The 25,509-nt window shown below is 38.0% G+C and carries 18 protein-coding genes and 1 pseudogene; 14 read left to right on the forward strand and 5 right to left on the reverse strand.

Features of this window, described 5'->3' with window-relative positions:
- Window positions 1–251: 251 nt before the first annotated feature.
- The gene (locus AAX18_RS08880; protein ID WP_155397211.1) at window positions 252–428 is read left to right on the forward strand and encodes a hypothetical protein; all 177 of its coding nucleotides are present in this window, start codon (window positions 252–254) and stop codon (window positions 426–428) included.
- Between the two features lie 158 nt (window positions 429–586).
- Here the strand turns inward: AAX18_RS08880 and plsB are convergent, their stop codons facing one another.
- A complete protein-coding gene (gene plsB, locus AAX18_RS05265; protein ID WP_046953185.1) occupies window positions 587–3,016 on the reverse strand; it encodes a glycerol-3-phosphate 1-O-acyltransferase PlsB in 2,430 nt (809 codons plus the stop codon).
- 174 nt (window positions 3,017–3,190) lie between these two features.
- Between plsB and lexA the strand changes: the two genes are divergently transcribed.
- The 6 genes from lexA to AAX18_RS05295 all read left to right on the forward strand — a co-directional run bounded on the left by lexA (window position 3,191) and on the right by AAX18_RS05295 (window position 11,613).
- Window positions 3,191–3,814 carry a transcriptional repressor LexA gene (gene lexA, locus AAX18_RS05270; protein WP_046953186.1) on the forward strand — a complete coding sequence of 208 codons (624 nt, stop codon included), beginning with the start codon at window positions 3,191–3,193 and terminating at the stop codon, window positions 3,812–3,814.
- A gap of 142 nt (window positions 3,815–3,956) precedes the next feature.
- A complete protein-coding gene (gene dapF / locus AAX18_RS05275; protein ID WP_046953187.1) occupies window positions 3,957–4,781 on the forward strand; it encodes a diaminopimelate epimerase in 825 nt (274 codons plus the stop codon).
- Between the two features lie 129 nt (window positions 4,782–4,910).
- Window positions 4,911–8,804 carry a phosphoribosylformylglycinamidine synthase gene (purL, locus tag AAX18_RS05280; protein WP_046953188.1) on the forward strand — a complete coding sequence of 1,298 codons (3,894 nt, stop codon included), beginning with the start codon at window positions 4,911–4,913 and terminating at the stop codon, window positions 8,802–8,804.
- Window positions 8,805–8,932: 128 nt separating this feature from the next.
- Window positions 8,933–9,562, forward strand: a complete 630-nt coding sequence (locus AAX18_RS05285; RefSeq protein ID WP_005635621.1) for a YkgB family protein — start codon at window positions 8,933–8,935, stop codon at window positions 9,560–9,562.
- A gap of 409 nt (window positions 9,563–9,971) precedes the next feature.
- Window positions 9,972–11,096: a DUF262 domain-containing protein gene (locus AAX18_RS05290; protein WP_046953189.1), complete on the forward strand. Its 1,125-nt coding sequence runs from the start codon at window positions 9,972–9,974 to the stop codon at window positions 11,094–11,096.
- Window positions 11,086–11,613, forward strand: coding sequence for a HEPN domain-containing protein (locus AAX18_RS05295; protein ID WP_046953190.1), 528 nt, complete (start codon window positions 11,086–11,088; stop codon window positions 11,611–11,613). Before AAX18_RS05290 ends, AAX18_RS05295 begins: the two co-directional genes overlap by 11 nt.
- 86 nt (window positions 11,614–11,699) lie before the next feature.
- Here AAX18_RS05295 and AAX18_RS08725 read toward each other — a convergent pair.
- Window positions 11,700–11,863 (reverse strand): annotated as a pseudogene (locus tag AAX18_RS08725) (glycerophosphodiester phosphodiesterase); the annotation flags it as partial.
- A gap of 76 nt (window positions 11,864–11,939) precedes the next feature.
- Here AAX18_RS08725 and psiE point away from each other — a divergent pair.
- On the forward strand, window positions 11,940–12,359 hold the full coding sequence (gene psiE / locus AAX18_RS05300; protein ID WP_046953191.1) for a phosphate-starvation-inducible protein PsiE: 420 nt from the start codon (window positions 11,940–11,942) through the stop codon (window positions 12,357–12,359).
- A 63-nt stretch (window positions 12,360–12,422) separates the two neighbouring features.
- Here the strand turns inward: psiE and AAX18_RS05305 are convergent, their stop codons facing one another.
- Both AAX18_RS05305 and AAX18_RS05310 read right to left on the reverse strand, forming a co-directional pair.
- Complete coding sequence (locus tag AAX18_RS05305; RefSeq protein WP_046953192.1) at window positions 12,423–13,709, reverse strand: heme biosynthesis protein HemY; 1,287 nt, start codon at window positions 13,707–13,709, stop codon at window positions 12,423–12,425.
- 9 nt (window positions 13,710–13,718) lie between these two features.
- A complete protein-coding gene (locus AAX18_RS05310) occupies window positions 13,719–14,966 on the reverse strand; it encodes a uroporphyrinogen-III C-methyltransferase (protein ID WP_046953193.1) in 1,248 nt (415 codons plus the stop codon).
- Window positions 14,967–15,412: 446 nt separating this feature from the next.
- Here AAX18_RS05310 and AAX18_RS05315 point away from each other — a divergent pair, with 446 nt between their 5' ends.
- From AAX18_RS05315 to AAX18_RS05325, 3 genes are all read left to right on the forward strand, one after another.
- Window positions 15,413–17,944, forward strand: coding sequence for a class I adenylate cyclase (locus AAX18_RS05315; protein ID WP_005625583.1), 2,532 nt, complete (start codon window positions 15,413–15,415; stop codon window positions 17,942–17,944).
- 132 nt (window positions 17,945–18,076) lie between these two features.
- Entirely contained in the window at window positions 18,077–18,880 is an 804-nt protein-coding gene (gene cysE / locus AAX18_RS05320) for a serine O-acetyltransferase (RefSeq protein WP_005625581.1), read from the forward strand.
- 9 nt (window positions 18,881–18,889) lie between these two features.
- Window positions 18,890–19,705, forward strand: a complete 816-nt coding sequence (locus AAX18_RS05325; RefSeq protein ID WP_005625579.1) for a shikimate 5-dehydrogenase — start codon at window positions 18,890–18,892, stop codon at window positions 19,703–19,705.
- A 32-nt stretch (window positions 19,706–19,737) separates the two neighbouring features.
- On the opposite strand, the gene lpxH is transcribed toward AAX18_RS05325, so the two are convergent.
- The gene (gene lpxH, locus AAX18_RS05330) at window positions 19,738–20,451 is read right to left on the reverse strand and encodes a UDP-2,3-diacylglucosamine diphosphatase (RefSeq protein ID WP_046953194.1); all 714 of its coding nucleotides are present in this window, start codon (window positions 20,449–20,451) and stop codon (window positions 19,738–19,740) included.
- An 85-nt stretch (window positions 20,452–20,536) separates the two neighbouring features.
- Here lpxH and AAX18_RS05335 point away from each other — a divergent pair, with 85 nt between their 5' ends.
- From AAX18_RS05335 to lptD, 3 genes are all read left to right on the forward strand, one after another.
- Window positions 20,537–21,259, forward strand: coding sequence for a 1-acylglycerol-3-phosphate O-acyltransferase (locus AAX18_RS05335; RefSeq protein ID WP_046953195.1), 723 nt, complete (start codon window positions 20,537–20,539; stop codon window positions 21,257–21,259).
- Window position 21,260: 1 nt separating this feature from the next.
- Window positions 21,261–22,670 carry a multicopper oxidase domain-containing protein gene (locus AAX18_RS05340; protein ID WP_046953196.1) on the forward strand — a complete coding sequence of 470 codons (1,410 nt, stop codon included), beginning with the start codon at window positions 21,261–21,263 and terminating at the stop codon, window positions 22,668–22,670.
- A gap of 462 nt (window positions 22,671–23,132) precedes the next feature.
- Window positions 23,133–25,478 carry an LPS assembly protein LptD gene (gene lptD, locus AAX18_RS05345; protein ID WP_005625569.1) on the forward strand — a complete coding sequence of 782 codons (2,346 nt, stop codon included), beginning with the start codon at window positions 23,133–23,135 and terminating at the stop codon, window positions 25,476–25,478.
- Window positions 25,479–25,509: the final 31 nt, after the last annotated feature.

The following is a 25,509-nucleotide window of genomic DNA, read 5'->3' on the forward strand; positions in this document are numbered from 1 at the left end:
TATAAAACAGAACAAAATTTAGTTAAAAGACATTTTTTATTGTTTTTCAATCAAACTCTATTTCCCCTCTTTATTAAACAATAACGGAGGATATTTTGAAAAAATTTCTATTTACCCCCTAACATTTAGCCTTTTCTCTATTATTTACTCTGCCACTTTATTCTCATATTGCAAATTCTTCTCCTTCTACTACAGGTGAAGGTAATCTTGTTACGGGAAAAAATGGCGTCATAACTGGTTATAATAATACTGTGACAGCAACAAATGGCTTGACGCAAACTATTGCTGAAAAAACTGCTGCAGAAAAAGAAATTTCTAATATAGACACAAAGATTGAAGTGAATGAAAAAACACAAAATTATCTTAATAATAGAATTAGTGAGCTAACTAGAATAATCAATCAAATAGGTAGAAAACCTATAATTTAAGTTCAATTGTGTAGAGCTGACTCATAATAAAATCTACACCTCAATTCTTGGTTTGTTTAGCCCAACTTTTGGGAAATAGTTCCAAATTCACCGTACTCTTTTATATAGCTAAGATAAAAAAGGAGCATCAAATGATGCTCCTAAAATTTAAATCTAACTTAAGCGTGCTCTTCCGCTTTTTCAACCGTTCCTTTGACAGTCAAACAAATTTCCGTTGAAATCAAATGAGAAAGCGTTGAGGCCAAATATTCTATTTTTTCAAGATTGCCATTGCCTGATTCATCAAAATAACCTTGCTCTTTCAAATTTGCAATGAACATAGAAAAGACGGCTTTATCAAAGAACTCTGGAGCGTTAATACCATGCAATACAGATAAACGTTGTGCAACAAGTTGACTTTCTTTCTCAAGTTCTGCACGTGAAATATCTGGTTGTTTTTGCAAAATTGTCACCGTAATGTAGTAACGCTGCAAGATTTCACGCATTCCCGCAGACCAAAGTTGTAAAATACGTACTTTCGATTTATTGATAGATAAGAAATTATCATTAGAGTTAATCACCTGTTGGCACGCAAATTCATCAATAATTTGGTGAATTTGAGTTTTTAACTCTTCTTCACTAAAGTGCAAGAATAACTCGCCTTTTAAGAACGGATAAATCTTGCCAACAGCTTCGACTAATAAATCTTTTTGAATAGCCTCATAATGCAAAATGATGCTTGCAACTAAAGATGGCAATACAAATAAGTGTTGAATGTTATTGCGATAGTAAGTCATCAACACGGCCGATGCGCGTTCTAAACGCACAATTTCCCCAAAGTTATCCTTTTCAACTAACACGCCAACACGATCAAGCGTTAGTACATGATTTAACATCATTTCAGGCGTGGCCGTTGGCAATACAACATCTTCGGAATAAGGCACGTTTTGTAGTAATTGTTGGTAACTCGCAAGTTGTTCTAAAAGTTGCTCACGAGAAAGTGCACGCTGACGAGAAGATAGTAATGCCGTCCCAACTAAATTCATTGCATTTACAGCGGCAGCTTTATTAATGTTCACCATCACTTGTTTTGATATAGAATCAACTGCAGGGGCAAACCATTGTGGTTTTTCTTCGTGATTTTGCTCTTTCCAATCAGGAAAATGTTGATTCAAGTAGTTGGAAAGTGTAATTGGCTCACCAAAATTCACAAAACCTTGACCAAGATTGCGTAATTTTTTTATTACTCGAATAACCAAACCTGCATTTTCTTTTTCTTTCGCTGCACCACGTAATTCTTTTGCGTAAGTATCCACCTCTAATACGTGCTCATAGCCTACATAAACAGGCACAACGGAAATTGGGCGAGTTTGATTGTGTTGCAACGCTTGGAGTGTCATCGACATCATACCTGTTTTTGGCGCAAGTAAACGACCAGTACGCGAACGACCACCCTCAATAAAATATTCTACCGAATAACCACGGTGGAATAACTCTGATAAATATTCGCGGAAAATGGCGGAATATAATCTGTTTCCCTTAAAAGTGCGGCGAATAAAGAATGCCCCCCAACTGCGGAACATTCGCCCCACAGGCCAGAAGTTTAAATTAATTCCTGCTGCAATATGCGGCGGAACAAGTCCTTGATGATAAAGCACATAAGAAAGCAATAAATAGTCGATATGACTACGGTGGCAAGGCACATAAACAATCTCATGACCTTCAAGTGCTAATTTACGTACGCGATCTGCATTTTGCACATCAATACCAGAATAAAGTTTATTCCAAAGCCAACGTAAAAAACGATCCACTGCTCGTAAACTTGAATGACTTACATCAGCAGCAATTTCATCCAAAATCTTATGCGCTTCTTTTTGGGCTTTTTCAATACTGATATTTTTCGATTTTGCTTCATCTTCAATCGCACGTTGAATCGCTTCTGATTGCAATAATTTATTAAACATAGCTTGGCGATTCGGTAAACGCGGGCCTGTGGCAGAAATACGCTGTTTAGCAAAATGCATTTTTGCAACTCGAGCCAATTTTTGTGCAATTTTTTCATCGGAACCATGCTCATTCACCATATAACGTAATGAAACGGCTTGAGAAAAACGTACAAAAGTATCACGTCCAAACCAAATAGCAGCAAAAGTTTTTTGCATGCCATTTAACAAACGCAAGTTAGGCAAACCGGATTTATCTTCATGCCCAGGAGAACGCCCCCAAAGGACGGAAACTGGAATAAGTTGTACATCTAAACTCTCAGAAGTACGGTGTAATTCGAGATATTTATTGAAGATCGTGGTGGTTTCATCTTTCGCACCTTTCGATTTAAAAATGCGGCGTCCCTCATCTAAATACACATAACGAGGCAACTTCACTCCATCAATTTCATTTTTCTCAGCAGGATCAGGCAAACCGAGCGCCAAACAATTTCGACGGAAAATAACGAAATCGGTTTGAGAGGTATAAGGCAAAACATAAACAACAGGTTGGTGAACATTGAGGGAAAGCTCTTCTATCGGATTGGCTGGAATTGGATTATTTTTCACTAATACTGACAGAGGCAAGCTCAATAATTGACGATACATATTTACAAAATTTGCCATGATAAATTTTCTCTTTGTTGTAAATTTGAAATATTTTAACACATCCGATCTCAACCGCTTTAAAAAATTTAGTGACAGAATGTGACCTAATACACAGATTTTAAAAATAACTATTGCAACTTCACACAATCTGTATACAATACCAGTAATCTGTATTTAAAAACAGGAGTGTATATGAGACCATTAACAACACGCCAACAAGAAGTGTTGGATTTATTAAAACGTCATTTAGAAACAACAGGCATGCCACCAACACGAGCCGAAATCTCTCGAGAATTAGGCTTTAAATCACCTAATGCAGCAGAAGAACATTTAAAAGCGCTTTCACGCAAAGGTGCGATTGAAATTATTCCAGGCGCATCTCGCGGTATCCGCATTTTAGACAATAGCACAAATGAAGAATTTGATGGTTTACCGCTCGTGGGGCGCGTAGCTGCTGGAGAACCGATTCTTGCAGAACAACATATCGAAGCAACTTATCGCGTAGATGCCGATATGTTTAAGCCACAAGCAGATTTCTTACTCAAAGTTTATGGTCAATCCATGAAAGACATTGGTATCTTAGATGGTGATTTATTAGCTGTACATAGCACCAAGGATGTACGTAATGGACAAATTGTCGTAGCCCGTATTGAAGATGAGGTGACGGTAAAACGCCTTGAGAAAAAAGGCTCTATCATTTATCTACACGCAGAAAATGAAGAATTTGATCCAATCGTGGTAAATCTTGAAGAACAAGAAAACTTTGAAATTGAAGGTATTGCAGTAGGGATCATTCGCAATAATGCTTGGATGTAATCTGAGTAAACTAGCGAATAAAGTGCGGTAAAAATTTCCTGTGTTTTACCGCACTTTTCTTAATCTAAAATTCTGAATTTGCCATTCTTTTTACCGCTCTCTATAATGCAATCAATCTTGAATTTAAATAAAGGATGGAAAAATGCAGTTTTCCAAAATGCACGGATTAGGCAACGATTTTGTTGTGGTTGATGGTGTTACTCAAAATGTTTTTTTTACGTCAGAAACCATTCAACGCTTAGCTGATCGCCACCGTGGAATTGGTTTTGATCAGCTTTTGCTTGTTGAACCACCTTATGATCCCGAACTCGACTTTCACTATCGCATTTTCAATGCCGATGGAAGTGAAGTTTCACAATGCGGAAATGGTGCCCGCTGTTTTGCTCGTTTTGTGACATTAAAAGGGCTAACTAACAAAAAAGACATCGCGGTTAGCACGCAAAAAGGCAATATGGTTCTAACGGTAAAAGACGATAACCAAATTCGTGTGAATATGGGCGAACCTATTTGGGAGCCAGCAAAAATTCCATTTACCGCAAATAAATTCGAGAAAAATTACATTCTGCGGACGGACATTCAAACCGTCTTATGTGGTGCCGTTTCAATGGGCAATCCTCATTGTGTTGTGCAAGTAGATGATATTCAAACAGCAAATGTTGAACAACTTGGTCCTTTGCTAGAAAGTCATGAGCGTTTTCCTGAGCGTGTTAATGCTGGTTTTATGCAAATCATCAATAAAGAGCATATTAAACTTAGAGTTTATGAACGTGGTGCAGGAGAAACGCAAGCCTGTGGAAGTGGAGCTTGTGCAGCTGTTGCAGTTGGAATTATACAAGGTTTATTGAGCAATCGAGTTCAAGTCGATTTGCCTGGCGGTTCATTAATCATTGAATGGAATGGCGTTGGTCATCCACTTTATATGACTGGCGAAGCAACCCATGTATATGATGGTTTTATAACCCTTTAATCTTCTTATCCCCATTTAATTCTTAAAGATGGGGATTTTATTTTCAGCTAGCGCAAACGTTTTCGTTTCTAAAAATATCCTTTATAATACCCCTCGATTTTCATTTCTATCCTCATAAAGGACCCCCTTATGTTTCAAACTTTTCGTGGCTCACCCGCCCTTTCTGAATTCCGTATTCAAGGCTTAATGCAAAAATTCCAACAAAATCAATTACCGGTGAAATCGGTTTATGCGGAATATTTGCATTTTGTGGAATTAAATCGACCGCTTGTTAGCGAGCAGGAAACTAAGTTAAAAGCGTTGTTACATTACGGTCCAACCCTGACAGAGCATGAAGCCAAAGGTGAAACTTTTATCGTGATTCCACGCGTCGGCACGATTTCTTCTTGGTCTTCTAAAGCGACAGATATTGCGCATAACTGTGGTTTAAATGAAGTGGAGCGCATTGAACGTGGTTTGGCATATTATTTTGAGTTAAGCCAACCGCTTGATGAGAAAACAACAGAAAAATTGACCGCACTTTTACACGATCGAATGATGGAAACGGTGGTGCGTCGTCCTGAAGATGCTGAGATTTTATTCCGTCATCAAGATCCGAAACTGTTTAAAACCGTGGATATTTTAAAAGGTGGACGCGAAGCATTAGTGACAGCCAACGTAGAATTAGGCTTAGCACTAGCAGAAGATGAAATTGATTATTTGGTAGAAAATTTCACCCAATTAGGCCGCAATCCGCACGATATTGAACTTTATATGTTCGCACAAGCCAACTCTGAGCACTGCCGCCATAAAATCTTTAATGCAGATTGGATTATTGACGGCAAAAAACAGGACAAATCCCTGTTTAAAATGATTAAAAATACCTTTGAGAAAACCCCTGATTTCGTGCTTTCAGCCTATAAAGATAATGCTGCGGTAATGGAAGGCTCAAAAGTCGGCCGTTTCTTTGCCGATCAAGATGGGCAATATCGTTACCACAATGAAGATGCACATATCTTAATGAAAGTGGAAACCCACAACCACCCAACGGCGATTTCGCCATTCCCAGGTGCTGCAACAGGTTCAGGCGGTGAAATTCGTGATGAAGGTGCAACGGGTCGAGGAGCCAAACCGAAAGCAGGTTTAACCGGTTTCTCCGTATCAAACCTTGTCATTCCAAACTTTGAGCAACCTTGGGAAAATCCACTCTCCAAACCAAACCGTATCGCTTCAGCCTTAGATATTATGATTGAAGGCCCACTAGGTGGCGCGGCATTCAACAATGAATTTGGTCGTCCTGCCTTATTGGGTTATTTCCGTACCTATGAAGAGAAAGTCAACAGCTTCAATGGCGAGGAAGTGCGTGGTTATCACAAGCCGATTATGTTAGCGGGTGGTATCGGTAATATTCGTGGCGAACACGTTCAAAAAGGTGAAATTCCAGTTGGTGCGAAATTGATCGTATTAGGTGGCCCTGCCATGAACATCGGCTTAGGTGGTGGCGCAGCGTCTTCGATGGATAGCGGTAAATCAAAAGAAGATTTAGATTTTGCCTCTGTACAACGCGAAAACCCAGAAATGGAACGCCGCTGCCAAGAGGTGATTGACCGCTGCTGGCAATTAGGTGATGAAAACCCAATTCTTTTTATTCACGATGTGGGCGCGGGCGGTTTATCCAACGCGATGCCTGAATTGGTCCACGATGGCGAACGTGGCGGTAAATTTGATTTACGCTCTATTCTTTGCGATGAAAAAGGGATGTCGCCATTGGAAATTTGGTGTAACGAATCGCAAGAACGTTATGTCTTAGCGGTTGCGCCAGAAAAACTCGAATTATTTACCGCACTTTGTGAACGTGAGCGTGCGCCATTTGCTGTCATTGGTGAGGCAACGGAAGAGAAACATTTAACCTTGCACGATAGCCATTTCGACAATAACCCAATTGATTTACCAATGAATGTGTTATTAGGCAAAACGCCGAAAATGACCCGTGAGGTTTCGTCAAAAACCGTCGAAAACCGACCGTTTGCAACGGAAAATATTCAATTAAAAGAAGCTTTCCATCGCGTATTACGCTTACCGGTGGTGGCAGAAAAAACTTTCTTAATCACCATTGGCGACCGTTCGGTAACCGGTATGGTGGCACGTGATCAAATGGTCGGCCCATGGCAAATTCCCGTATCTGATGTAGCCGTGACAACCGCGTCATTAGACAGCTATCACGGCGAAGCCATGGCAATGGGCGAGCGCGCACCCGTGGCATTATTAGACTTCGGGGCTTCTGCACGTTTAGCGGTAGCAGAATCCATTACCAACATTGCAGGCACCAACATTGGCGATATTAAACGCATTAAACTTTCTGCAAACTGGATGTCTGCAGCGGGTCATGGCGGTGAAGATTCTGGCTTATATGAAGCGGTGAAAGCCGTAGGGGAAGAACTTTGCCCTGCATTAGGCATTACCATTCCTGTCGGTAAAGACTCCATGTCGATGAAAACCACTTGGGAAGAAAATGGCGAGAAAAAATCAGTTACCGCTCCGCTTTCTTTAGTGATTTCATCTTTTGCTCGCGTGGAAGATGTCCGCAAAACCGTGACACCTCAATTACGTACAGACAAAGGCGCAAGCCGTTTATTGTTGATTGATTTAGGCGAAAGAAAAAATCGCTTAGGCGCGACCGCACTTGCGCAAGTGTATAAACAATTAGGTGACAAACCAGCCGATGTGGTGAACGTAGCCAAACTGAAAAACTTCTTCGATGCAATGCAAGCATTGGTGGCAGAGCGTAAATTATTGGCTTACCACGACCGTTCAGACGGTGGTTTAATTACCACACTTGCAGAAATGGCATTTGCGGGTAACTGTGGTATAGATGTGGATATTTCTGCATTAGGCGATAATGATTTAGCCGTGTTATTCAATGAAGAATTAGGTGCGGTAATCCAGGTATCAGAAAGCGAATTAAGTGCCGTGCGCGAAGTATTAAAAGGGCATGACTTGCTTGGTTTAACTTATGAACTCGGTTCTGTAAGCTTAGAAGATCGTTTTGAAATCACGCGCGGTAGCAAAAAACTATTAAGTGAAAAACGCTCTGAATTACGCGGCATTTGGGCAGAGCTCACTCACCAAATGCAACGATTACGTGATAATCCAGAATGTGCCGACCAAGAATTTGAAGCGAAAAAAGCAACAGACAATAAAGGTTTATCTGCTCACTTAACTTATGATGTGAATGAAGATATTGCTGCGCCGTACATCAGCAAAGGCGTGAAACCAAAAGTAGCCGTATTGCGTGAACAAGGCGTAAACAGCCACGTTGAAATGGCAGCAGCTTTTGATCGTGCAGGCTTTGCGGCGATTGATGTTCACATGAGTGATTTAATGACAGGCCGTTACAACTTAAACGATTTCAACGCAATGGTGGCCTGTGGTGGCTTCTCTTACGGTGACGTATTAGGCGCGGGCGGCGGCTGGGCGAAATCCATTTTATTTAACCCACAATTACGCGATCAATTTAGCCAATTCTTCGCCAATGAAAACACCCTTTCATTAGGGGTATGTAATGGCTGTCAATTTATCTCCACCCTTGCGGAAATTATCCCAGGTGCAGAAAACTGGCCACGTTTCGTGCGTAATAAATCAGAACGCTTTGAAGCGCGTGCCGCGATGGTGAAAATCAACGACACCAACTCATTGTGGTTTAAAGGCATGGCAGGTTCACATATGCCGATTGCCGTTTCTCATGGTGAAGGACGCGTAGAATTCAAAACACCTGAGAATTTGACCGCACTTCAAGCGCAAAACTTGATTGTGGCGCAATATATCGACAGCCATTTAAACGTGACTGAAACTTATCCAGCCAACCCAAATGGCTCGGTATTAGGGATTACCGCGATTTCTAACGTGGACGGTCGTATTGCTGCGATGATGCCACACCCAGAACGTGTATTCCGTGCCGTGAGTAACTCATGGTATCCAGAAGATTGGTCTGAAGATGGTGCTTGGATGCGAATTTTTAGAAATGCGAGAATAAATTTCAAATAATGTGAAATTGCTCACAGAAAATTAATACAAAATAAGAGATACTGAGTGAGTCAGTATCTCTTTTTTATACTGAATAATTCTTGGATATTTTGTCCGTAATATCAATTGAACTATATGAGGAGTTCTTAATGAGTAGTTTAGTTACATTGCTAGCTAATATTGTTGCGCCATTGCAACGTCAATTTATTAACTTTATCCGCATTGCTATTTGTGTAGTGATGGTTTGGATTGGTGGCTTAAAAGTTTGCCAATATGAGGCTGACGGTATCGCACATTTTGTGTCAAATAGCCCTTTCTTAAGCTTCCTTTACAAAAATGGAGCGAACATGGTAGAAAATGATAAGGGTGTTTTAGTAAAAGAATATACCTTATACAAAAACCCTGAAGGCAAAATGGTCGCTAAAAATATTGAGTGGCATAAAGCTAATGGCACCTATACCGCTTCTTATATTATTGGCGCGATAATCGTCACCATTGGTATTTTAGTATTAGCAGGGATTTGGTCTCCAACATTAGGTTTATTCGGAGGTTTACTCACCTTTGGCATGTCGATAGTCACGCTGTCTTTCCTGATATTTACGCCAGAAACCTGGGTGCCGAATTTAGGCGGGGACTTCCCAACACCTAATTATGGCTTCCCATATCTCTCAGGTGCTGGCCGACTCGTTATTAAAGATATCATTATGATGGCAGGCGGATTGGTTGCAGCAGCTGAATGTGCAAAACGTTATTTAGAGAATAAAAAACAATTTGCTTAATTGATTTATTTTGAAAGGCTTGCTGGGATGAATGGCAAGCTTTTTTGTAATAAAAAAGAATAGTTAAATAGCATTCATATGCGATTTAAGGATAATATTTTAGAGATATTAAAGTGATTTTCAAATAATGTGAAGTTTATCACAGAATATTAATTAAAAATAAGAGATAATAAACTTGCAACATCTTATCTTAATAAGCGTAAGATGTTACATTACTTCCAGTGTATTATATGTTCAACTAATATAGTATCGTAATAAAACATGTTTTTAGTCAAGAATGTTTTTTATATGATATAAATATTTATAGAATCTTTATATAAAATAATTGGATGTAGGCAGCTAACCGTTTTTAAATAATGTATAAAACTATTAGCATATTTAAAAGATTATATTAACTTAAGGATTATTTATGGAAAATAGAATATCTGAGCTTGATAAAGAGAATGACTCTTATTCTAATGATGATTTATTTAATATTACTTCATGGGGGGCAGATTTATCATTTAGAGAGTTAGTGACAATGTATGAAGAGGGAGATTTATTAAAACCTGAGTTACAAAGAAAGTATGTTTGGAAAAAACAAGAAGCTAGCCGATTTATAGATTCAATTTTATTAGGGCTTCCTGTTCCAAGTATTTTCCTCGCAAAAAAAGAAGATGAAACTATGCTAATTATAGATGGTTATCAGAGAATAATGACTATTTATGACTTTATAAAGGGAAATAAATTTCAGTCAACAGATAAGACATTTAACCTGGTAAAATCGGAAATTATTAATGAGCGATGGAGAGGAAAGTCATTTTTAGAATTGACTCAGGATGAACAGCGAAAAATTCGTTCAACGACAATTCACGCAATAATTTTTGAACAGAAGTCCCCACAAAATGATACAGGAATGTACCAAATTTTTGAAAGAATTAATACTAGCGGGGTTGCGTTAAAACCTCAAGAAATAAGAAACTGTGTATATCAAGGTAGTTTTAATTCTTTATTATTTAAACTCAATAATAATAAGCTATGGAGAAAATCTTTTGGGAGTGATTCAGATGATCCTAGAATGTTTGATCTTGAACTAATTTTAAGATTTTTTGCTATAAGTAATTTTAGAAATTCTAAAGAGAAGGAACAAATATCAATAAATCTTGTAAAATATCTTAATAATTATATGGGTTGTAATAAAAATATTGATGAGCATGTCTGCAATGCCTTAGAAAATAAATTTATCAGTATGTTAATAGTATTAGATGATATTTTAGGTGAGGCAGCATTTAAGCGTTACGATAGTAAGAAAGATATATTTGTTGGTAGAGTAACTCCACCAATCTTTGATGCTATTTGTACTGCGGCAACATTTGCAAATGAAATCGGTTTTATCAAATCTAATTCTACCGATTATATTGGAAGATATAAGGAATTGCTACATAATCAAGAGTTTATATCGTCAACATCAGTAAGAACTACTAATGTAGATAACATTAAGAAAAGAATAACTTTGGCCACTAAAATTTTATTTGGATTAGATTATGAATTCTGATTTAATTAATAATATAAATGAAGTAAGAAATGAGTTGAAAGAAATAAAAAAAGAGATAAATAGTGAAAGGCATAAATTATCTAAGATATCAAAACACTTGACCAACTACTCGGTAGTTAGAGCATCAGGGAGAATTGAGATTTTATTTAAGAAAATTCTATTCGATAGGTTAAAGTTAGATTGTGGAACCTCACATAATAGAATTAAGGATTTTATTTCAAAAGAAATAATAGATAGTTCAAGTAATCCTACAACAGGAATGATAGAACATTATTTATCTAAATTTGATTCTAACTGGAATAAGTCTTTTAGTGATAAATTAAAAAAACATGAAAATAATATAAAATCAGATCTAAATTCATTGGTTCAATTAAGACATGATGTTGCTCATGGTAATAATTGTACTGCCACGATAGATACAATAATTACATATTATGAGTCAGGAGTGTTGGTATTGGATATTCTAGATAGTGTTGTATCTAGTGAAGGTTCTTCAATACCTATTATATCATCTTAAGATATGAATTTCTGTGATCAATATAATAAAAACGGTCAAAAATCCCATGAATTTTGACCGCTCTTTTTATTACTTTTACTTACGTATTATTTTTGTTTTTTCAAAAACTCAACGCCTGTGTTTGGAAAGTCGGTAAATACATCAGTTGCTCCAGATTTATTCAATAACGCATCGTACATTTGATTTACGTCAGTGAAAAATTCAGGTACGCATCTTTACTTACAGTGTATGGGTGTAATTCCACTTTATTTTTCCAAATGACTTTGACCAACTTTACAATCTTGCATTAGAATACGAGCCTTTAATTTTTGCTGTAAGGAATAGAAATGGAAGAATCTCCAGAATTAGAAAAATTGCCACGAATTATTACTGGTATATTGAAAATCGTGCTTTGCACGGCATTGATTGCGTTGGCGATTGTACTCATCATTGCCCTTGGAAAAATCACTTATACTTTAGCAATGATGGTGCTTAATACTTCGACTGTCGTGCCTTATGACGTAGCTGAACAAGCAGTGATGTTTTTCTTATATTTCGGGTTTATTGGTTTGATTGTGCAGTATTTTAAAAGCGGCTATCACTTCCCTTTGCGCTATTTTATTTATGCTGGGATCACTGCGATGTTGCGTTTAATCATTGTTAATCATGAAAGCTCTGTGGATACCATCTTATTTGCAGGTGCAATTTTGATTATGGTGATCGCACTCTGTTTGGTGTTATATTCTAATAAACTGAAAAATATATAGTTTTAGATTCAAAGCAACAAAAAACGCACTTCAATTGAAGTGCGTTTTATCTTTTAAATTGAGTTACTCAGATTTGCTTTCTAAAAGTGCGGTTGAATTTTCTTCTGTTTTTTCTTCCGCACTTTCTGGAACGGCATCTTGAATTGCCATCACTGATTTCAAACTCTCTTGGCGAACTTGCTCAGCTAATGCTTTATCACCCGCTTGTTCAAATACATAAGATGCCATCATCAAATCATTTGGCTCTAACTGTTCAGGGCAAGCCATCACGTTTTTGAACACATCTGCTGCTTTAACAAATTCATTGTTACGAACATATAAATAACCCAAAGCACGATTGATACAGCATTTTTGTTTTTCATCTGCACGTTTTGCACGTTTTTCTATTAGCTTGAGAAGTTTACTGTTATCTTCTGGTTGCAAACGAGTAATTTGAGTACAAAGTTCTTTGCTAATACTGGTGTTATCGCCAATTTTCTTTAATACTTCAACTGTAAATTCTGATGCTGACTCATGATCATTACAATCAATTAAACGCTGAATTAAACCAACTTTGAGATCAATATTATTACGACGGCTACGAGACTGAGCATCCCACCATTCAAGTAAACCATCTACGCCTTCTTCATTCATTTTCTCATCGAGCAAACCATTTTCTGTTTGAGAACGAAGATCTTTAAACTCTTCAGCACTGAATAAACCGCTATTTTCAACACCGTCTAAAATCTTATCAAGAGCTTGATAAGCTTTAGAACGAAGATAAATTTCTACAGCAAGTTTTAACACCTCTTTATTGCGACCAGCCATTTCTAACAAGCTATCCACAGAACTGCGCGCTGCCGGCAATTTGTTTTGTTGCAATAAAATACGCGTACGGGCAATTTCCACCAGCAAATTATCTGAACCAGCTAATTCAGTGGCTTCAATCAAATAGCGATTTGCACTAAATTCATCACCACGTTGTTGCGCCGCCTCAGCTGCTTTGATGAGGTTTAACACAGGCTCAGCAGAATGTTTGGCATTCTTACCAATCAATTTTTCTGCTTTGGCGTAATCCCCTTCATTCATCTTCATCAAACCTTCAAGGGTTTGTTTCTGCGCTCTCACACGTTTACGGCTAGAAAACCAATTATAAGAACCGCGGCTTAAACGTAAAAAACGCGTTACGATCCATTCCAAGCCATAAATAATCGCTAAAGCAATCACGAAGAAAATCACTAATGTCGTAATCGACATTTCAACAATATTATTTGTTGTTTCAATACGAACATAGCCTTGCTGGCCAGAAAGATAAGGTCCTGCAATCAACCCAGCAAGCAATGCTAGCATTAAAAAAAGCACTCTAAACATAGGCTATCCTTATTTTTGTGGCTCAGCTTTTGCCGGTTGAGATTCTTGTTTTTCTGGTGCTGATTGTTCTGTTACCGCACCTTCAGCTTTAGGCATTGTTTCAATGGCTTTGTCCGCTTCAATTTCCACCTTTTGAACATCTAACGGCGCACGATTAAGATATTTATCCAGCAAAGTCAAACTTTGTAATTGCTCTGGCACATCGACATAAATAGAAGAATCAGCCAGCTCATCTACTGATTTTAAGAAATTTTGCGTCACTTCTGCATTCGTATCAAAATAGCTACGAACCCAAGAAGCAACCGCATCTAAAGATTGTTTATAAAGTTCATCTTGCTGGCGAGGTACGGCCATAATAGCAAGTTGTAAACGCAAACGAATGTTCTCACGCAGATAAATATCTTGGTTTGGCGCAAGCAATTCTTTTTTATCCACACTTTGTTTTGGCGAAATACGAATGAAGTGATTTAGGAAAGAAGTTGCGCTCTTTTCCACATTTTGCTGCCAATCTGCAATATCATCAGATAATTTACCGCTCTTTTCTGGCGTTTCATCAAAATTTACATTCAATGCTTGTAGCTCATCCACAGTATTGGCAAGCTGTGAAAGTTTTTGCATTACTGCATTTTGGTCTACGCTTGAAAGTGAAAGAAGTTGTTTTAAATCTTGATTGATTGCAGTACGAATCGTATTCGCTTGTGAATTGTTTACCTTAACAAGTGTTTCATCAGCCAATTTTAATAAAGAAATAGCTGTATCAACATCGTTATCTAAAACAAGTTTACGCAAGGCGTTATTTAACAAGAAATCTGCTTCGGAAAATAACCAGTCAGTCGGTTGTTGTGCGCCAGCCAGTTGACTAACTTGTTTTACTTGGGCTTGTAACGTAGCAATTTCGCTTGTTTTGCCTGCAACTAATTGCTCAAGTTGCTCGACTTTATCTTGTGAGGTTTTTAAGCCCTGTTCTAATTGTGTAACCTGTCCACTATTATCAGACACAGGGACAGAAACCGCTACACCACTTTGGCTTTCAAGTGCGGTTAATTTTTGCTGAATTTCAGCTACTTGTTGCTGACCAAAATAATAACCAGCCCCCCCTACACCTAGCGCAATGAGAATCGCCAATAAACTCAATGCTGTGCCCGTTTTTTTCACAATAGTTTGTGTAACTGGCTGCATCGTTTCTGTTTTTTCAACCACCGTTTCCGGCGTATCACCGACTTGTTCAGTGATATCGTTAGATTGATCTTTTGCCATATCAATTCCTTAATAAGTCAGATTGAGTAAGGTATTCAATAAATTCAAATTATTGCCCTTTAGGAAAATCACAATATTTTTCCCTTAGGCTTATTTTTAAAATCTGTAATGCGTTCGCTTTGACAAGAAAAATACGGAGCAGTTCTTCCACCAACTGTAAAGAAATGTAAATCCTTACATTAGTGAAATTAAGTAATTTACGCAATGAAATTGAGGGGTATCCTATCACTCTTAGGTTAGAAAGTCATTTTGATTGTTGATATAAGAAACACCTCAGATATGAGAAATTGAATTAAAAATAAGATTTCTCGTCATTTATTTTGCTTTCTGATGATTTAAAGTCTCGGATTCTTCACAAACTGTGATTTGCATCACAATTTTTTGCATTTATACTCCCTAAGTGGTAAATTGTTCACCAATTTTTGTTGTTCTGGTAGGGACGCCGCGTGGAATGTAATCTAGCACAAGCAAAACAATGGGTTAGCGCCTTGGATCAACGCCGTTTTGAGCGTGCATTACAAGGTTCAGGCGATGCATTCCAACACGTTTTAGCGGTTGTTCCTTTACTTTTACACCTAAACCATCCGCAACTTCCGGGCTATGTTATTCACGCCCCCTCAGGTATTGCAAGTTTCCTCGCATCTGATTATCAAAAAAAATGGCTCACCAATGAATACGCTATTCACTATGCCGATCATAAGCCTTCAATACTCAAAAGTGCGGTAAATTTTCACGAAGTTTTACCACCCATTCTAGGCGTTTATTTAATGGGTAGCTTTGGCTCAATAAGTCAAACATCTTCTTCCGATCTTGATACTTGGATTTGTGTCCGAGACGACTTAACTCCTGATGAACACGCTCTTCTTATCCAAAAAACTAAACGGATTAGTGAATGGGCAATGCAATTTAATGTGGAAATTAATTTTTATTTGATGGATCAACAACGTTTCCGCAATGAACATTATGCTGACCCACTAACTATTGAAAATAGCGGCTCTGCGCAATATATGTTATTGCTTGATGAATTCTATCGCTCCGCTGTACGCTTAGCAGGCAAACCTCTACTTTGGTTGCATTTATGGGTGGAAAATGAAAAAGACTATGAAAAAGAGGTCGCTCGTTTAATTACGGAAGGGGAAATTGATCCAAATGATTGGGTAGATTTCGGCGGTTTAGGGCAATTTTCTGCAAACGAATATTTCGGTGCCAGTTTATGGCATCTTTATAAAGGGATTGATTCACCTTATAAATCTGTGCTCAAAATTTTGTTGTTGGAAGCCTATTCCAAAGAATACCCAAACACTTGCTTAATTGCCCGCACTTTTAAGCGAGATTTACTTGCTGGTAATACCGATCCTGATCACCATTTTGATCCTTACATTGCCATTCTTGCAAAAGTAACCCAATATTTAACCGCACTTTCTGAATTTAAACGTTTGGATTTTGTGCGCCGTTGTTTCTATGTGAAAGCAACGGAAGATTTTGCGCGTTACCAAACCAATAATTGGCGTATTCGTTATATGGAAATCCTTGCGCAAGAATGGGGATGGTCTGCAGAAACGGTAAAACATCTCAATAAGCGTCCATTTTGGAAAATTAAGGCAGTAAAAGAAAACCACGATAACATAATGAAATTTTTAATGTTGAGTTATCGTAATTTAGTGGAATTTGCGCGAAAGCATCACATTCACTCGAGTGTCGTGCCACAAGATATCAACATTCTTTCTCGCAAACTTTATACTGCTTTTGAAGAGCTTCCCGGCAAAGTGTCCTTACTCAACACACAAATATCTCACAATTTATCAGAAGCACACCTGACTTTTGTGGAAGTTCGCGGCAATAAACATTTTAAAGATGGTTGGTACCTTATCAATCAACCAACACACCATATTATGTTCTCTAAAGAACGTGTGATTGAATACGGAGAAAGCCTAAATAAATTAGTCTCTTGGGCTTATTTCAATCATTTACTCACTGAAAAAACCGAATTGTCAATTTTTAGCAAGAATGTGACTTTAAGCACATTGCAACGCTTTGTCACTAACTTACGTCAGTCTTTTCCAAGCACCATCGCTAAACAACCTAAAAATAGCGATTTATTAAATCAATGCGAAATTCGTAGCTTGTTTATTGCCATAAATCTCACCGCCGATCCAACATCCAAAGTAGAAGAAGTATTAACCGGTATTTCATCGCGAGATTTATTTAGTTTTGGATCGCTCGAACAAAGCCTTGTGGGCAGTATTGATTTTACTTATCGCAATGTGTGGAACGAAATCCGAACGCTCCATTTTGAAGGGCAAAATGCCATTTTGCTTGCGCTAAAAGTACTTTCTAACAAAATTTATCGTGGCGTTAATCGCCCAGATTCCATCCAAGTCTATTGTTATAGCGAACGTTATCGCCAAGATTTACGCCAATTAGTGATGGGATTAGTAAATCGATGCGTTAGTATCCAAGTAGGTGATATTCAACAACCTTGCCAAACATCGCGCTTACGCGTAGCGGGTAAAAACTGGCAATTATTTTTTGAAGATCGCGGGATCAGCTTACAAGAAATCGGAAATGAATCGGTCTGTAATGAAGCTGAAAGTGCGGTGGATTTTGACGAAGTTTTACAAACACCAATTGAAGATGGCGAGACAAACCAAGAAAGTCGTCGCTATCCACCAGAAATGGATGCCTTCGCAAGTGAAGGATTCCTACAATTCTTTTTTGAAGATAATTCCGATGACAGCTTCAATGTTTACATTTTAGATGAATCTAATCGTCTCGAAATCTATCGCCGCTGCGATGGTGAAAAAGATGAAAAAGTGCGGGAGATTAATCAACTTTATCAAAATGCTAAACTAGAAGGCGATAAAAATCCTTACAATATCGTTCAACGTAATTTTAACTACCCTCAATTTTATCAACTAAAAAATGGAAAAAATGGCATATCCATTGTGCCGTTTAAATTCCGCCCAGTAAATAAGTAATATCCTCGTTAGAAATTATTTCTAGCCTGTTTCACTTTTGTTTTTAATAGATCTTTCCGTATATACACAAATTCAGCTATGATTAACATATATCATCAACGCGTAGTCTGAAAGCAGGCAACAGGAGGAAAAATGACATTAGATGTGTGGCAACATATTCGCCAAGAAGCCAAAGAACTTGCCGAAAACGAACCTATGCTTGCGAGTTTTTTTCACTCTACGATTTTAAAACATCAAAATCTGGGCGGTGCGCTAAGTTATTTATTAGCGAACAAATTAGCCAATCCTATTATGCCCGCCATTTCTCTCCGAGAAATTATTGAGGAAGCCTATCAAGCCAATCCGTCGATCATTGATTGTGCTGCTTGCGATATTCAAGCTGTCCGCCACCGAGATCCTGCTGTGGAGTTATGGTCCACCCCATTGCTTTATTTAAAAGGTTTCCATGCGATTCAAAGTTATCGAATCACCCATTATTTATGGAATCAAAACCGTAAATCCCTTGCTCTTTATTTACAAAACCAAATTTCAGTAGCTTTCGATGTCGATATTCATCCCGCAGCGAAAATTGGTCACGGAATCATGTTCGACCATGCAACAGGTATTGTTGTAGGGGAAACATCTATAATTGAAAATGATGTATCAATTTTGCAAGGCGTAACGCTTGGCGGTACAGGAAAAGAATCAGGCGATCGTCATCCTAAAGTACGCGAGGGTGTCATGATTGGGGCGGGAGCAAAAATTCTCGGCAATATTGAAGTGGGTAAATACGCCAAAATTGGGGCAAATTCCGTTGTGCTTCATCCTGTGCCGGAATATGCCACAGCAGCAGGTGTACCAGCTCGCATTGTGAGTCAAGATAAAGCGGCAAAACCTGCTTTCGATATGAACCAATATTTTATCAGCATTGATGATGGAATGAATTTAAACATATAAGGAGACACCATGATCAACAAAGATACCCAACTCTGCATGTCTTTATCTGGTCGCCCAGGTAATTTCGGTACTACCTTTCACAATTATTTGTACGACAAACTAGGCTTGAATTTCATTTATAAAGCCTTCACCACGCAGGATATTGAACACGCTATCAAAGGCGTGCGCGCATTAGGCATCCGTGGTTGTGCAGTGTCAATGCCATTCAAAGAAGCTTGTATGCCATTTTTAGATGAAATTCATCCGTCAGCACAAGCTATTGAATCTGTAAACACAATCGTGAACGATAATGGCTTTTTGCGTGCATATAACACTGATTACATTGCCATCGTAAAATTAATTGAAAAATATCACTTAAATAAAAATGCTAAAGTCATTGTTCATGGCAGTGGTGGTATGGCAAAAGCCGTTGTGGCGGCCTTTAAAAATTCAGGTTTTGAGAAGTTAAAAATTTACGCACGCAACGTAAAAACAGGTCAATATCTCGCCGTACTTTACGGCTACGAATACATTGATTCTTTAGAAAACCAAAAGGCTGACATTTTAGTTAATGTTACGCCAATCGGCATGAAAGGAGGCAAGGAAGAAATGGATTTAGCCTTTCCAAAAGCGCTCATTGATAATGCTAGTGTCGCGTTTGATGTAGTCGCCATTCCTGCTGAAACGCCCTTTATTCGTTATGCTCAAGCACAAGGAAAACAAACCATTTCTGGCGCAGAAGTGATTGTACTTCAGGCTGTAGAACAATTTGAACTTTATACACATCAACGCCCAAGCGATGAATTAATCGCTGAAGCCGCGGCGTTTGCTCGAACAAAATCTTAACATCAAAAGTGCGGTGATTTTTCACCGCACTTCTAATCTTTAATAAAACCAAATTCTCCGCTTTCATCCATTTTTAAAATTGACGCGTAATTTTTTCGCCAATCCCCTAATACAATTCGGGTAAATCCTTCTTGTTGATGAATCGCCTCACGGTGTGTGTGTCCGTGAATTAATAAATTTACACCAAATTCTTGTACTTTTTCTGTCGTGAAGGCTTGATTTACATCCATGATTTCCTGTGATTTGGCTTGTTTATCTTGATTACTCTTCGCCCGAATTTTCTCCGCAATTGTCACCCGCACTTTTAATGGCAAGCGCAAAAACAAACGCTGCAACCATTTTTGATGAACTCTGCGGCGAAATTGTTGGTAAGCCTCATCATCAATGCAAAGTGTATCACCATGACAAAGTAAGATTTTTTTATCATAAAGTGTGATTAATTGATAATCAGGCAAAAGCTGAACACCTGTATCTTTCGCAAAACGTTCACCAATTAAGAAATCACGGTTGCCGTGCTGAAAATAACATTGCACATCTTGCTCGCTTACAGATTTAATTAAATCTTTAACTTGTTGAATCAATGTAGATTGCTCGTCATCACCAATCCAAAAATCAAAAAGATCACCTAAAATGTAAAGCCGTTCAGCTTGTGGGGCAAGACTCTGCATAAAATTGAAAAAAAGTGCAGTCAATTCAGGCCGATTTTCGCTTAGATGCAAATCAGAAATAAAATAGCTATGTTTCATAAAAATTCCACGATTTTTGTTTAGATTAGCACATATTGATATTGAATTTGCTATACTTTAACGAAATTTTGTATAGGACATCCTCATGTTAAAATTACTTCGAATTTTCCTCGTATTAATCTGCTGTATTCTAATTTGTGTACTGGGTACGATTTATTCTTTTATCCGCTTTAAAAATCCAAGCAACGTAGGCATTGTTGCACGTTGGTTTGGGCGTTTATATCCACTTTTTGGCTTAAAAGTAGAACATCGTATTCCTCAAAATCAAGAGCAGATTGGACGTGCCATTTATATCGGTAATCACCAAAACAATTATGATATGGTGACAATCTCTTATATGGTGCAACCTCGCACAGTAAGTGTGGGTAAAAAAAGTTTAATTTGGATACCCTTCTTCGGCATTCTGTATTGGGTAACAGGCAATATTTTCTTAGATAGAGAAAACCGCACAAAAGCACACAGTACGATGTCGCAGCTCGCACGACGAATTAATGAAGATAATTTATCTATTTGGATGTTCCCAGAAGGCACTCGCAGTCGCGGTCGCGGTTTATTACCCTTTAAAACGGGTGCATTCCATGCGGCAATTTCAGCAGGTGTACCGATTATTCCAGTCGTTTGCTCAACCACGCATAATAAAATTAATTTAAATCGCTGGGATAATGGCAAAGTGATTTGCGAAATAATGGGTCCAATCGATGTTTCAGGCTATACCAAAGACAATGTTCGAGATCTTGCGGCTTATTGTCATGATCTAATGGAAAAACGCATTGCCGAACTTGATGAAGAGATAGCAAAAGGAAACTAAAATGCCACGCCTTTCTCGCCGTCAATTATTAAGAACAGCTGCGATTTCTACCGCACTTTCCACTGTGCCAGCACCATTGTTAGCGGCAAGCCGTGAAAAATTAGTTGTGCCACCACTAATTGAAGTTCGTCACGGTCGCCCGATTGTATTAACAATGCAGGAAATGAATTATCCCCTAGATGGCTCACACAATGTGACAGTATGGGGATTCAACGGTAATTATCTTGGCCCAACCATTAAAATCAAATCAGGTAGCTTTGCTAAACTTAATTATCATAACAATTTGCCACAATCCGTTGCCTTATCTATTCAAGGCTTACAAGCATCGGGTGAACTGTTTGGTGGAGCGGCTAGAATACTAAAAAAAGGCGAGTCCTGGGCACCCATCGTGCCTATTGAACAACCCGCAGCAAGCTGTTGGTATCGTTCCGCAACATTAGCCAACTCAGCCTATCAAACCTATCGTGGTTTAGCTGGAATGTGGTTGATTGAAGATGAACAAAGCCTAAAAGCGAATCTTCCCAATAAATATGGCGTTGATGACATTCCATTGATTTTACAAGATATGGAATTTAATAATGATGGTCTCCAATTATTCAAACAAAATCAACCGCACTTTGTAGGCAATCGCTTATTAGTAAATGGTATTGAAGCACCATATTTAGATGTCGCACGCGGCTGGATTCGTTTACGTTTGCTCAATGCTTCATTAGCTCGTGCTTATGATTTGCGCTTAGATAATGATCAAGAAATACTACTTATTGCACAAGATTTAGGTTTCTTACCACAGGCTAAATCGGTCAAATCTTTGGTTCTCTCGCCAGGAGAACGCGCAGAAATACTGGTTAATATGAATGAAATTGACAACGTATCTCTCATTAGCGGAAGTAAACGTGGCTTGTACGACAAAATGAAAAATATGTTGATCTCAAGCGATGAACTCGCTGATAACACAGTGCTTGAATTACGAGCCCAAGGACAAATATCCGCATTTAACAAACAACCAAACCTCACTTTCGGAACGGATGCGCCAGCAATGTTACAACAAGCCGTTGCACAAACTCGAGAATTTAATATTGATGTCACAAACGGTTTAATTAACCAAAGACGTTTTGACCCACGCAAAGTTGATGTAATAGCCCGAAAAGGAACAATTGAACGCTGGATTTTAAATGCAAATTTACCTGTTGGATTTACTATTCAAGGTGCCAAATTTGTGGTGGAAAGCCAAGGAGAACATCAATTCCAAGCTGAAGAATTAGCTTGGAAAGATACAGTTTGGGTAAAAAACAAAACTCAAATTTTAGTGAAATTTGATCAAGCATCTTCTGGCAACTACCCATTCTTATTTGGGGTATCGAATTTAATGCTAGAAGATATGGGATGTATTAGCGTACTGGTGGTACAATAGCTTTAACTATCCTAAAACACCATGAATTTTAATCATTCATACTTTATTTAAATAATGAAAAATCATTAATATTCGCCGTACTTTCTTTATACGTAAATCCGTATTTACAATGTCCGATGTTCCAAAATAACCGCAACTAATACTTTATCTTTCAATCTATGATAAGTCTGGAGCCCCCAACTGATTTAGGTAAAAGATGGTTAATAGCTGGAAATTTGAGAAAAGGATCCTTAAGGCCAATATACAATCCAAGTTCAAGTAGGTAAGATTGTTTATGCTCCGTTGACATTTAACGTTGTAAAATAAGAAAAACTCGGCTTTTGCTGAGTTTTTTAATTTTATGCACGTAAAGTTATAGAAAAATCTAGATACATCCCATCAACAGTTTATTGAAAAATATTACTAGCCTTGACCTTTTTCCAGTATAATCTGACCAATTTTCTGACAAATTAAAACAAGACGATGAATAAAAAATACGCTTTAAGTTCACTTGCTATTTTGACCGCACTTTATAGCCAACAAAGTTTGGCGGATTTACATGAACAATGTTTAATGGGCGTGCCAAAATTTAGCGGTGAAATCATGACGGGCGATGTGAATTCTCTGCCTGTATATATTGAAGCAGATAATGCAGAAATTAATCAGCCAAATAATGCTACCTATCGAGGTAACGTAGATTTGAAACAAGGCAATCGTCATTTGTTAGCACAATCCGTGCAGGTAAAACAATCAGGCAACCAGCCAACACCTTTACGCATGGCTTATGTCCGCGATGGATTTGATTATAAAGATAATCAGATCAATATGTTGGGTAAAGATGCGGAGTTTAATTTAGATAGTCATGATGGCAATTTAACAAATTCAGAATATGAATTTGTCGGTCGTCAAGGTCGAGGTAAGGCTGATGATATAACATTAAGTAATAATTATCGCGTAATGAAAAGCGCCACCTTTACTTCATGTTTGCAAGGTAATAATACTTGGGCTATAGATGCGTCAGAAATTCGTCAATACGTGAAAGAAGAATATGCTGAAATGTGGCATGCTCGTTTCAAAGTGCATGGTGTTCCTGTCTTTTATACCCCTTACTTACAATTACCCATTGGAGATCGTCGTCGTTCTGGCTTATTGATTCCAAGTGCGGGGACATCTAACCGAGATGGTCTTTGGTATGCACAACCAATTTATTGGAATATCGCACCTAATTACGATCTTACTTTTACCCCGAAATATATGTCTCGCCGTGGTTGGCAAGCAAATGGGGAATTTCGCTATTTAACCCCTATTGGCGAGGGTAAAGTCGCAGGAGAATATTTAGGTAACGATCGTTACTCTGAATATTCTAGTGATAATCGAAAACGTCATTTGTTCTATTGGAATCACAATTCTAGCTTTTTACAAAATTGGCGCTTAAATATTGATTATACCCGAGTAAGCGATAAACGTTATTTCAGTGATTTTGAGTCCGTTTATGGTCGCAGTACTGATGGCTACGCAAACCAATATGCTCGCGTAGCTTATTATCAACAAAATTATAATTTTTCTCTTTCTGCACATCAGTTCCAGATTTTTGATGAAGTGGACATCGGCCCTTATCGTGCAATGCCACAATTAGATTTCAATTACTACAAACATGATTTGGCTAATGGATGGTTAAATTTCAAATTACATTCACAAGCTGTTCGGTTTGATAATGACAGTGAATTAATGCCAACTGCATGGCGTTTCCATGTAGAGCCTAGCCTAAATTCTTTAATGTCAAATAAATACGGCAGTTTGAATATTGAAACTAAACTTTATGCGACTCGCTACGATCAGAAAAAAGGTTCAGGAAAAAATGCAGAGGACGTGCAAAAAACTGTAAATCGAGTTATTCCGCAATTTAAAGTTGATTTACAAAGCGTATTAGCACGCGATACAACGTTCTTAAAAGACTATACACAAACTTTCGAACCGCACGTGCAGTATTTATATCGTCCTTACCGAAATCAAAGCAATATTGGTTCAAAACTTAATAATGAATATTTAGGATTTGGTTACGATTCAGCATTAGTACAGCAAGATTACTATTCTCTATTTCGTGATCGCCGTTATAGTGGTTTAGACCGAATTTCATCGGCAAATCAAATTACCTTGGGTGGCACAACGCGTTTTTATGATATTGGTGGCGAAGAACGCTTTAATTTATCTGCAGGTCAAATTTATTACTTAAGTAATTCTCGTATTGATGAAAACCCAGCAAATAAAACCCCGACTTCCTCATCAGATTGGGCCTTAGAATCTAATTGGAAAATGAGTGATAAATGGCATTGGCGTGGTAGCTATCAATTTGATACTCATACTAACTCAACATCATTAGCGAATACATCACTAGAATATAATCCTGAAAAAAATAATTTAATTCAGTTAAATTATCGATACGCTAACCAGGAATATATTGACCAAAACTTAGGTAAATCAGTTAACGCATATCAACAAGATATCCAACAAGTGGGATTGGTTGTAGGCTGGGAAATTGTGAATAATTGGGCTGTGGTAGGGCGCTATTATCAAGATCTCGCCTTACAGAAACCAGTAGAACAGTATATTGGCGTCCAATATAACAGCTGTTGTTGGGCTGCTGGTATCGGAGCTAGACGCTACGTCACAAGCCACCAAAATCAAAAACATAATGAGGTCGTTTACGATAATAGCATTGGCGTAACCTTAGAATTAAGAGGTTTAGGCACCAATGACCATCAAAGCGGTATTCAAGAAATGCTAGAAAAAGGAAAACTACCTTATATTCGAGCATTTAGTTTAAATTGATTGGTTTACAAAAAAGATACTTAAGAAATTT

It is taken from the genome of Haemophilus haemolyticus, assembly GCF_001008205.1.
GTDB lineage: Bacteria > Pseudomonadota > Gammaproteobacteria > Enterobacterales > Pasteurellaceae > Haemophilus > Haemophilus haemolyticus_Q.

Bases quoted from the DNA above. Each gene is read 5' to 3' on its own strand.
- AAX18_RS05290 (WP_046953189.1), top strand. From the start codon at position 9,972: ATGGAAAATAGAATATCTGAGCTTGATAAAGAGAATGACTCTTATTCT.
- lptD (WP_005625569.1), top strand. From the start codon at position 23,133: ATGAATAAAAAATACGCTTTAAGTTCACTTGCTATTTTGACCGCACTT.
- dapF (WP_046953187.1), top strand. From the start codon at position 3,957: ATGCAGTTTTCCAAAATGCACGGATTAGGCAACGATTTTGTTGTGGTT.
- purL (WP_046953188.1), top strand. From the start codon at position 4,911: ATGTTTCAAACTTTTCGTGGCTCACCCGCCCTTTCTGAATTCCGTATT.
- AAX18_RS05285 (WP_005635621.1), top strand. From the start codon at position 8,933: ATGAGTAGTTTAGTTACATTGCTAGCTAATATTGTTGCGCCATTGCAA.
- AAX18_RS05325 (WP_005625579.1), top strand. From the start codon at position 18,890: ATGATCAACAAAGATACCCAACTCTGCATGTCTTTATCTGGTCGCCCA.
- AAX18_RS05340 (WP_046953196.1), top strand. From the start codon at position 21,261: ATGCCACGCCTTTCTCGCCGTCAATTATTAAGAACAGCTGCGATTTCT.
- psiE (WP_046953191.1), top strand. From the start codon at position 11,940: ATGGAAGAATCTCCAGAATTAGAAAAATTGCCACGAATTATTACTGGT.
- AAX18_RS05295 (WP_046953190.1), top strand. From the start codon at position 11,086: ATGAATTCTGATTTAATTAATAATATAAATGAAGTAAGAAATGAGTTG.
- AAX18_RS05310 (WP_046953193.1), bottom strand. From the start codon at position 14,966: ATGGCAAAAGATCAATCTAACGATATCACTGAACAAGTCGGTGATACG.
- AAX18_RS05305 (WP_046953192.1), bottom strand. From the start codon at position 13,709: ATGTTTAGAGTGCTTTTTTTAATGCTAGCATTGCTTGCTGGGTTGATT.
- lpxH (WP_046953194.1), bottom strand. From the start codon at position 20,451: ATGAAACATAGCTATTTTATTTCTGATTTGCATCTAAGCGAAAATCGG.
- cysE (WP_005625581.1), top strand. From the start codon at position 18,077: ATGACATTAGATGTGTGGCAACATATTCGCCAAGAAGCCAAAGAACTT.
- plsB (WP_046953185.1), bottom strand. From the start codon at position 3,016: ATGGCAAATTTTGTAAATATGTATCGTCAATTATTGAGCTTGCCTCTG.
- lexA (WP_046953186.1), top strand. From the start codon at position 3,191: ATGAGACCATTAACAACACGCCAACAAGAAGTGTTGGATTTATTAAAA.
- AAX18_RS05335 (WP_046953195.1), top strand. From the start codon at position 20,537: ATGTTAAAATTACTTCGAATTTTCCTCGTATTAATCTGCTGTATTCTA.